The sequence below is a fragment of the Gilliamella sp. wkB108 genome, from assembly GCF_001690195.1.
GTDB classification, from domain to species: Bacteria; Pseudomonadota; Gammaproteobacteria; order Enterobacterales; family Orbaceae; genus Gilliamella; species Gilliamella apicola_L.
Genome location: NZ_LZGM01000084.1, coordinates 61,838 through 71,317 on the forward strand (window position 1 = coordinate 61,838; position 9,480 = coordinate 71,317).

6 protein-coding genes are annotated in these 9,480 nt (G+C 36.5%); all 6 read right to left on the minus strand.

What is annotated here, in order from left to right:
* Nucleotides 1–44: 44 nt before the first annotated feature.
* The gene (locus tag A9G11_RS09640) at nt 45–1,847 is read right to left on the minus strand and encodes a hypothetical protein (protein WP_065619396.1); all 1,803 of its coding nucleotides are present in this window, start codon (nt 1,845–1,847) and stop codon (nt 45–47) included.
* A 198-nt stretch (nt 1,848–2,045) separates the two neighbouring features.
* Nucleotides 2,046–2,570 (minus strand): hypothetical protein, encoded by a 525-nt coding sequence (locus tag A9G11_RS09645; RefSeq protein WP_065619397.1) that lies wholly within the window; start codon nt 2,568–2,570, stop codon nt 2,046–2,048.
* A 59-nt stretch (nt 2,571–2,629) separates the two neighbouring features.
* The gene (locus A9G11_RS09650) at nt 2,630–4,450 is read right to left on the minus strand and encodes a PT domain-containing protein (protein WP_065619398.1); all 1,821 of its coding nucleotides are present in this window, start codon (nt 4,448–4,450) and stop codon (nt 2,630–2,632) included.
* Between the two features lie 328 nt (nt 4,451–4,778).
* The gene (locus A9G11_RS09655) at nt 4,779–5,309 is read right to left on the minus strand and encodes a hypothetical protein (RefSeq protein ID WP_065619399.1); all 531 of its coding nucleotides are present in this window, start codon (nt 5,307–5,309) and stop codon (nt 4,779–4,781) included.
* A gap of 59 nt (nt 5,310–5,368) precedes the next feature.
* Entirely contained in the window at nt 5,369–6,802 is a 1,434-nt protein-coding gene (locus A9G11_RS09660; protein ID WP_065619400.1) for a hypothetical protein, read from the minus strand.
* A 766-nt stretch (nt 6,803–7,568) separates the two neighbouring features.
* Nucleotides 7,569–9,353 (minus strand): hypothetical protein, encoded by a 1,785-nt coding sequence (locus A9G11_RS09665; protein WP_065619401.1) that lies wholly within the window; start codon nt 9,351–9,353, stop codon nt 7,569–7,571.
* Between the last annotated feature and the right edge of the window lie 127 nt (nt 9,354–9,480).

A 9,480-nucleotide genomic window follows, 5' to 3' on the forward strand; every position in this document is an offset into this window, starting at 1 on the left:
CTTTGAGGTTAAAACTAGTGATCTTTAACTCTAATACTACTTTGTTAAGGTGTTACACAAGCAGCTCTCAGAGCAACACCAGTGGTATTAAAGGTAGAATCGTCATGATCAGATGAAAGATCTATATCCCCCAAATACGATCTAAGTATCAATCCGCGACCGTTATAACGTGATCCTCCCATTGCATTCTCTGCTATACTGTTACTCCAATAACCAATATAAACATCCCAATCACTATTGGCATAACCACTACACTGGTTTGAACTAGTACCACTTTGATAACTGCGAATATCTTCGGTTTCCCAACTATTAGCTAAACATCCCCATTCATTATTTATTCCTCCCTGCCACTTTGACGGACTTTCTTGATAACTTAATTGACGACGGGAATTTTCGGAATCATTATCCCATAAGCCTTCTCCCCAACCGATCCATTCATCAAGCGTATTGACGTAATCATTCATATCCGGCAACCGATAACCACTACTCAAACTTGCACAATATGACCTTGCTTCTGCTTGTGTATTTACTTTTACTTTAGGTTGCACTATATACCAACGCATTATACGAAATTCGTATAACAACCGACTCTTACTACTATCTGCATATAACTTAAATGTAACCGGTTTGAAACTTTTATCTCCTACAGTGTTATACCGGGGTCCGTTTAAGGTTATCTTTAAACCCGGTTCTATTTCACCTAATGAATCACTTGAACCATAGTCGTTACCTGCTTCCCAAAGATTAGTGTTACCAGCAGTTAAAGTTAAACTTACATTACCTCCTTCTTCTGCAGTGACTTTATTACCATTAATTGCTACCACTTCAGATGGCGTAATACCTTTCATTAATAAATAAAAATGTAATCCATGTGATCCGGTACTTGGAAAGTTATTGTTATAGATTGATGATTCTCCAAAATAGTTACCACTATTAGCAGCATTTGATACCATATATCCCTTTGCAGCTGACCAAGTCATCCCGCCATTCCATGCATTAGCCAAATTAGGTTGCGCATAACATACCGATCCTGCTGCTTTATTTGGGGTGATATAATATTTATGACTGCCACCAGTAAACTCACTAACACTGGGTATGCCATATTGGGTCTTTAACTGACCATCGGTTGAAGTAATGGTTAATATATAAGGTGCTTCACAAGGATTTAATAGTGTATCTGGATTACTTTTAACAGTTGATGTAATATCAGCATAATAGTATCCCCCCCACCAATTTAGTTTTTTGCTTTCCCATTTTACCGTAATACTTCCTGTACTAATGGCATCACTATCGCCATCTTCATCGCCAAAATAATTATATGGCGCTTTAACTAAATCATTCATATTAATAGTTGGATAATTATTATTACCGGTATCAGGTAAAGGTACTGCCGTCTGTATTTTAGCAAACGTATCTGCAACATTGGGGGATTCTATCGGGTTGCTTTCACTTGATACATCATCGTCTGCTTTAATTATTTTACCATCCGATAAAGTGATACCTAACAGTGTACTGGTGTCATTTATCTTGGTTACGCCTTCGTCAAAAGTTATATAGGGTGAACTGCCATGAATGATTTCAGCTGTTTTGGCCATTAATCCATAAGCACTATTAACAGTTAATGATAAACCTAAGCTAAGTAATACTGGTTTTAAGGGTAGAAATATAAATCTTGATAAATTTACATTTGAATTTGAATTTGAATTTAATGCAGACTTGAGGGATTTTGCCGAATTGGTAACAACTAATTTAAAAAATTGGTGTCGCGTAATTATATATAAATTATGGCTGGCTGGCTGGCTGGCTGGCTGGCTGGCTGGCTGGCTGGCTGGCTGGCCTCTATACAATTGTATTTTAACATATTATTATTCCTTTGTCAGGGCATCCGATTGTTTTATTTTGAAAATTTATAATCGTTATATACAGTAGAGTATAAATAACTTACACAAATTTAGCAAATGCAACTTTTAATGATTCGTGAAATTTTATAAAGTAACTGGTAAATGTCAGCTCTATATAAATCACCACAATATAGAGCTTAAAATTTAATCAAAAAAATTGCTCCCAGTACGCTTCGCATTACTGGATGCAATTTTTTGCTGCAAACGCAAGATAAATTCATACTCTGTTTCCAGTGGGTATTTTCCTTTACGCCAACCACATAAAAAACAATACTCCTTCTCCGTCAACCATAATGGCTTTAACTGTTTTTCAATTAACTTTTCCCGGTTTTTTTCTGCTCCTATTCCTAAAATCGTTAGTTGCTCTCTATACCAGTTTCTATAACCTTCTATATCTCTTTCCCAAGCACCTGGTAATTCATAACCAAATTCTCGTTCCTTTAAATCGCCTATTGACAATTTGTTTAATCCGCTTATTGGGAAACCCGCTCTTAATATCGGCTTATCCGATATCATTTTGTAGTTTCGATAATGGACTTTTATATTTAAATTTATTTCCTTTAACGCTAAATATAACGATACACCATAAAGCTGCACAAACATGCCTTCTTTAAAAAAGTATATTCGATCCCATAATTGGCTATATGCTAATTTGTCTTTTATTTTCATCTCTATTCAATCACGATTATACTTTTAACCATACCTTAATTATTATCTTTTCACTTACACTATGGCGTTACACAAGCTGACGAATAAGGATAGTAATGATTTTCCTCAAACCGCATAGCACCCTGAGACATCTCAATTAAAATACGACGGGGTATCTCCCCCTCCTGACGAAGCGTTGTCCAAACATCACCATCTAACCAATCGCTATCCGGGTAAAAATCATGACTTGTTGCGGTATATCCCCACTCATTTGTTAAACCGCCTACCCATTGACCATTTGAACGATAACTTAGTTGTCGACGATAATGTCCTTCTTTTCGTCCCGGTATTCCTCCCGACCAATAATTACCATTTAAATCTTGACCATCCAATCTTATATTTGTCAGATCCGACACATCGGGTAATCTATAGCCATAACCCATAGTTGTACAAAATTGCAAGGCTTCATCAAACGTATCTACAACCGCTGGTTTTGCTATATACCAACGTTCCAGATGAAAGCTATAAATCTCTTTTCCGGCATAATTTATGCGAAACGTTGACGGCGAAAATGTCTTATTAGCTGTGTCAATTCGTGGACCTTTTAATGTCACTCTTAACCGGTTACTGGTACTGGTCTCTGTCCCTGGTTTTACCTTAATCTCTAAAGTTATACCTGTACCTGATTGTGCATTAATAATGGTATTGCCTGAATAACTTTTTATCATCTGTTGTGCCGTCATACCGGCTACAATTAAATCGAAATACAAATTATTTGATCCGGTACTCGGGAAATTTGTAACTGGATTATGAATATCTTGTGGTATAAAACCATTTCCATCTGACCAACCGGAACCGCCCAAATCTGGATATGCTACGGGATCTGTCGTTGTTGGATCCCAATATAATGTTGGTTGAGCAAAACAGACATAAGGCTCTGAGACTTTGGGACGTAAATAATACGTATGGCTACCTCCGGCAAGACTTTCGCCTTTATATGGCACACCATATTTTGTGGCGATATCACTATTATTCGCACTAATCACCAATCGATAAGGTGACTTGCACGGATCGAGTTTTTTTGACGGATCACCTTTCACTTGCCCAGAAATATCATTGCCTATACTGTCATACCAGGTCACTGATAAGTTTCCACTCGCTGAAAAGTCACTATCTCCATCTTCATCTCCCCAGTAATTATTGGGTGCATTTAATATTTGATTTAATGCTATTGAAGTTTCATTTTGTGGTACAAGGGTAATCATATCTGAAAATCGATCTGAGCCACTGTTTAATACTATTGGCGACTCCGGACTTGAATCATCTACCGGAACATTCGGTTTTAACAGATTAACATTTGCGGCCGGGATCCATTCTCGTCCGTCACTTAATTTTAACGACAATAACTCTAATAAATTTGTTGCTTTGCTCTGACCATTATCAAAACTGACATAAGGAGGATTACCATGAATAATACTGGCAGTTACTGCCGATAAGGCTTCAGCATTATTTAAACATAACAGCAAACTTAACCCTAACCATGTTGAACGTTTAAATAACAGCGTCTTACGCTTATTTGGAGTAGTTGCTCTTTTCTGACTAGGTTTTTGATTATATTTAAATTGATAATGTGATGTTAAATGACTAAATGGTAATTGATTTAAATGACTATTGACCTGTAGTTGCTGGCTTACTGAGGATGAAGATAATGCATCAATTAAATGCGTTTGTTGCGATAAACAGGATAAATTACCCTGACTTAATGACGGCTCACCTAAAGTATTGGCTGGCTGGCTGGCTGGCTGGCTGGCTGGCTGGCTGGCTGGCTGGCTGGCTGGCTGGCTGGCTGGCTGGCTGGCTGGCTGGCTGGCTGGCTGGCTGGCTGGCTGGCCCCTATACAACTGTATTTTAACATATTTTCATTAACCTTTGAATATCTTTTTGTTTTTATTCATTTTTATTTTCTGAATTAAGATAATTTGTTTATATCCCAACCAGAAACATTACAATGTCATAAAGTATAAAGAATTTTTAAATTTATTAAAAATAGATTTACCCAAAAAATAGTGCTTTTTTTGTAATGATTTGTAAAAAATGTCACAGCATAATAACAACTAGTTAATTTTATAAAAAACCACTAGGTGTAATTAACATTATTATTCCCTGCAAACAGATCTAATATTTATTGTATTGACGATTAAGCATTAAATCATAACATTATAAAATTGATTAAGTTTTATACAAAAAATTGCTCCCAGTACGCTTCGCATTACTGGATGCAATTTTTTGCTGCAAACGCAAGATAAATTCATACTCTGTTTCTAGTGGGTATTTTCCTTTACGCCAACCACATAAAAAACAATACTCCTTCTCCGTCAACCATAATGGTTTTAACTGTTTTTCAATTAAATGTTCCCGGTTTTTTTCTGCTCCTATTCCTAAAATCGTTAGTTGCTCTCTATACCAGTTTCTATAACCTTCTATATCTCTTTCCCAAGCACCTGGTAATTCATAACCAAATTCTCGTTCCTTTAAATCACCTAGTACCAATTTATTTAATACGCTTATTGGGAAACCCGCCCTTAATATCGGTTTATCCGGTATCATTTTGTAGTTTCGATAATGGACTTTTATATTTAAATTTATTTCCTTTAACGCTAAATATAACGATACGCCGTAAAGCTGCACAAACATGCCTTCTTTGAAAAAGTATATTCGATCCCATAATTGGCTATATACTAATTTGTCTTTTATTTTCATCTCTATTCAATCGCGATTATACTTTTAACCATACCTTAATTATTATCTTTTCAGTTATGCTATGGCGTTACACAACTTACTGCATGTGGACGATCATAATTGGAGTCAATTCTTATACAACCATTTGACATATCAACTAATATTTGATAACTAGGCTCTCCGCCATTATTAAATGTTGTCCAAAAATAAGCATCATCCCAGTCAGAATCAGGATAAAAAATATCTAATAGATTTGAAGTATATCCCCACTCATTACTTAAACCTCCTATCCAGCGTCCTCCTTCTTTATAACTTAATTCCCGCCGATATATAGTAGATGTTCGCCCTTTTATTCCGCCTGTCCAACCAAAACCAGGTGTACTATTTGCATTGGTTAAATCAGAAGGATCTGGTAATCGATAGCCATAACCCATACTGTCACAATAATTTTTAGCTTGATTAAAATCATTTTCTACGCCCGGCTTTGCAATATACCAACGTTCCATCCGAAAACTATAAATCACTTTTCCGTCATAGTATATTCGAAACGTTGACGGCGAAAATGTCTTATCAGCTGTGTTAAAGCGAGGTCCTTTCACCGTAAATCTTACTTTATTACCAGTTTTTGTATCTTGTCCCGGTGCAATTTGTATATCTAAACTTACTCCTGCGCCTGATTCTGCATTAACAATATTGTTTGGATAACTACCTACCACCTGTTTAGCCGTTACACCAGCCAACACTAAGTCAAAATACAAGTTATGCGATCCGGTACTCGGAAAATTGACACTAGGAATATTTGCTTGTTCATGTTTTGGTACAAATCCAAGACCTGATGCCCAATTTTTACCATCCAAATCAGGCTCCGCAGGAAAAGTACTTGTATCTGAAGTTATAATTGGTCGGGCAAAACAGACATAAGGCTCTGTGACTTTGGGACGTAAATAATATGTATGGCTACCTCCGGTAAGACTTCCACCTTTATTCGGCACACCATATTTTGTGGCAATATCACTATTATTCGCACTAATGACCAATCGATAAGGTGCGTTACACGGATCTAATTTTTGTGACGGATCACCTTTCACTTGCCCAGAAATATTATTGCCTATACTGTCATACCAGGTCACCGATAAGTTTCCACTCGCCGAAAAGTCACCATCGCCATCTTCATCTCCCCAGTAATTATTGGGTGCGTTTAATACCTTATTTAATTCTATTGAAGATGCATTTGACGGCACAAAAGTAATCATATCTGAAAATCGGTCTGAGCCATTGGGTAACTCTATTGGCGATTCCGGACTTGAATCATCTACCGGAACATTCGGTTTTAACAGATTAACATTTGTGGCCGGGATCCATTCTCGTCCGTCACTTAATTTTAATGACAGTAATTCTAACAAATTTGTTGCTTTGCTCTGACCATTATCAAAACTGACATAAGGGGGATTACCATGAATAATACTGGCAGTTGCTGCCGATAAAGCTTCGGCATTATTTAAACATAACAGCAAACTTAACCCTAACCATGTTGAACGTTTAAATAACAGCGTCTTACACTTATTTGGAGTAGTTGCTCTTTTCTGACTAGATTTTTGATTGTATTTAAATTGATAATGTGATGTTAAGTGACTAAATGGTAATTGATTTAAATGACTATTGACCTGTAGTTGCTGGCTTACTGAGGATGAAGATAAGGCATCAATTAAATGCGTTTGTTGCGATAAATAGGATAAATTACCCTGACTTAAGGACGGATTAGCTAAAGTATTGGCTGGCTGGCTGGCTGGCTGGCTGGCTGGCTGGCTGGCTGGCTGGCTGGCTGGCTGGCTGGCTGGCTGGCTGGCTGGCCCCTATACAACTGTATTTTAACATATTTTCATTAACCTTTGAATATCTTTTTGTTTTTATTCATTTTTATTTTCTGAATTAAGATAATTTGTTTTTATCCCAACCAGAAACATTACAATGTTATAAAGTATAAAGAATTTTTAAATTTATTAAAAATAGATTTACTAAAAAAATAACAGTTTTTTGTAATGATTTGTAAAATATGTCACAGCATAATAAATACAACGTTCATTTTATAAAACAACTATTTGTAAATAGCATTAACATTCCCTGCAAATTTATCTGATATTTATTGACGATTAAGCATTACACCATAAACTTGATTAAGTTTTATACAAAAAATTGCTTCCAACACGCTTTGCATGCTGGAAGCAATTTTTTTCGTCAGTCTATTTTACCCTTACACTACTGTTTTTTATTAATTGTGCATTATGGCATTACACAAACAGCTGAATAAGTTTCGTTACCTGTAAATTCACCGACTCCAGCACCTTGAGAACTCGCAATTAACATATGTTTATTTTCACGAACTAAAGTTGTCCAAAAAACAGCATCTAGCCAATCACTATCAGGGTACAAACCATTCTCTTTTGTGGTAAAACCCCACTCATTTGTTAAACCACCTACCCACTGGCCATTTGAGCGATAACTTAATTGCCGACGATAATGTGGCTCTTTTCGTCCAGGAATACCACCAGACCAATAATTGCCATTTAAATCATTTCCTTCCAATGTTACATTTGTTAGATCTGACGCATCGGGTAATCTATAACCATAACCCATAGTTGAACAAAAATTCCAAGCTTCATTAAACGTATTTACAACCGCTGGTTTTGCAATATACCAACGTTCCAGCCGAAAACTATAAATCTCTTTTCCGGCATAATTTATGCGAAACGTTGACGGTGAAAATGTCTTATTAGCTGTGTCCACTCGTGGTCCTTTCAATGTCACTCTGAGTCTGCTACTGGTATCCTGATTATCTCCTGGTTTTACCCTGACATCTAAAATTACACCTGTACCTGATTCCGCATTAATAGTGTTATTACCTGAATAACTATTCATCATCTGTTTAGCTGTCATACCAGCTACAATTAAATCAAAATGTAAATTATTAGATCCGGTACTCGGAAAATTTTTACCTGGATTATGAATATCTTGTGGTATAAAACCATTTCCGTTTGACCAATCGGGACCGCCCAAATCTGGATATAATGCTGCATTTGTTGTTACTGGATCCCAAGGTACTGCTGGTTGAGCAAAACAGACATAAGGCTCTGTGACTTCTGGACGTAAATAATATGTATGGCTACCTCCGGTAAGACTCCCGCCTTTATTTGGCACACCATATTTGGTTTCGATATCACTATTATTCGCACTAATGACCAATCGATAAGGTGCGTTACATGGTTCTAATTTCCGTGTCGGAGGATATTCTCTTACTAGACTCGAAATATCCTTGCCTGTACTGTCATACCAGGTCACCGTTAAGTTTCCGCTCGCTGTAAAGTCGCCATCGCCATCTTCATCTCCCCAGTAATTATTAGGTGCATTTAATACTTTAGTTAATTCTATTGAAGATGTATTTTGTGGCACAAATGTGATCATATCTGAAAATTTGTCTGAGTCACTGCCTAATATAATTGGCGATTCCGGACTTGAATTATCTACCGGAACATTCGGTTTTAACAGATTAACATTTGTGGCCGGGATCCATTCTCGTCCGTCACTTAATTTTAATGACAATAACTCTAATAAATTTGTTGCTTTACTTTGACCATTATCAAAACTGACATAAGGGGGATTGCCATGAATAATACTGGCAGTTGCTGCCGATAAGGCTTCAGCATTATTTAAACATAACAGCAAACTTAACCCTAACCACGTTGAACGTTTAAATAACAGCGTCTTACTCTTATTTGGAGTAGTTGCTTTTTCCTGACTAACTTTTTGATTATTTTTAAATTGATAATGTGATGTTAAATGACTAAATGGTAATTGATTTAAATGACTATTGACCTGTAGTTGCTCAATTACTGAGGATGAAGATAAGGCATCAATTAAATGCGTTTGTTGCGATAAACAGGATAAATTACCCTGACTTAAGGACGGCTCACCTAAAGTATTGGCTGGCTGGCTGGCTGGCTGGCTGGCTGGCTGGCTGGCTGGCTGGCTGGCTGGCTGGCTGGCCTCTATACAACTGTATTTTAACATATTTTCATTAACCTTTAAATATCTTTTTGTTTTTATTCATTTTTATTTCCTGAATTAAGATGATCTTTTCATATCCTAACCGGAATCTTTACAATGCTATAAAGTATAAAGAATTTTTAAATTTATT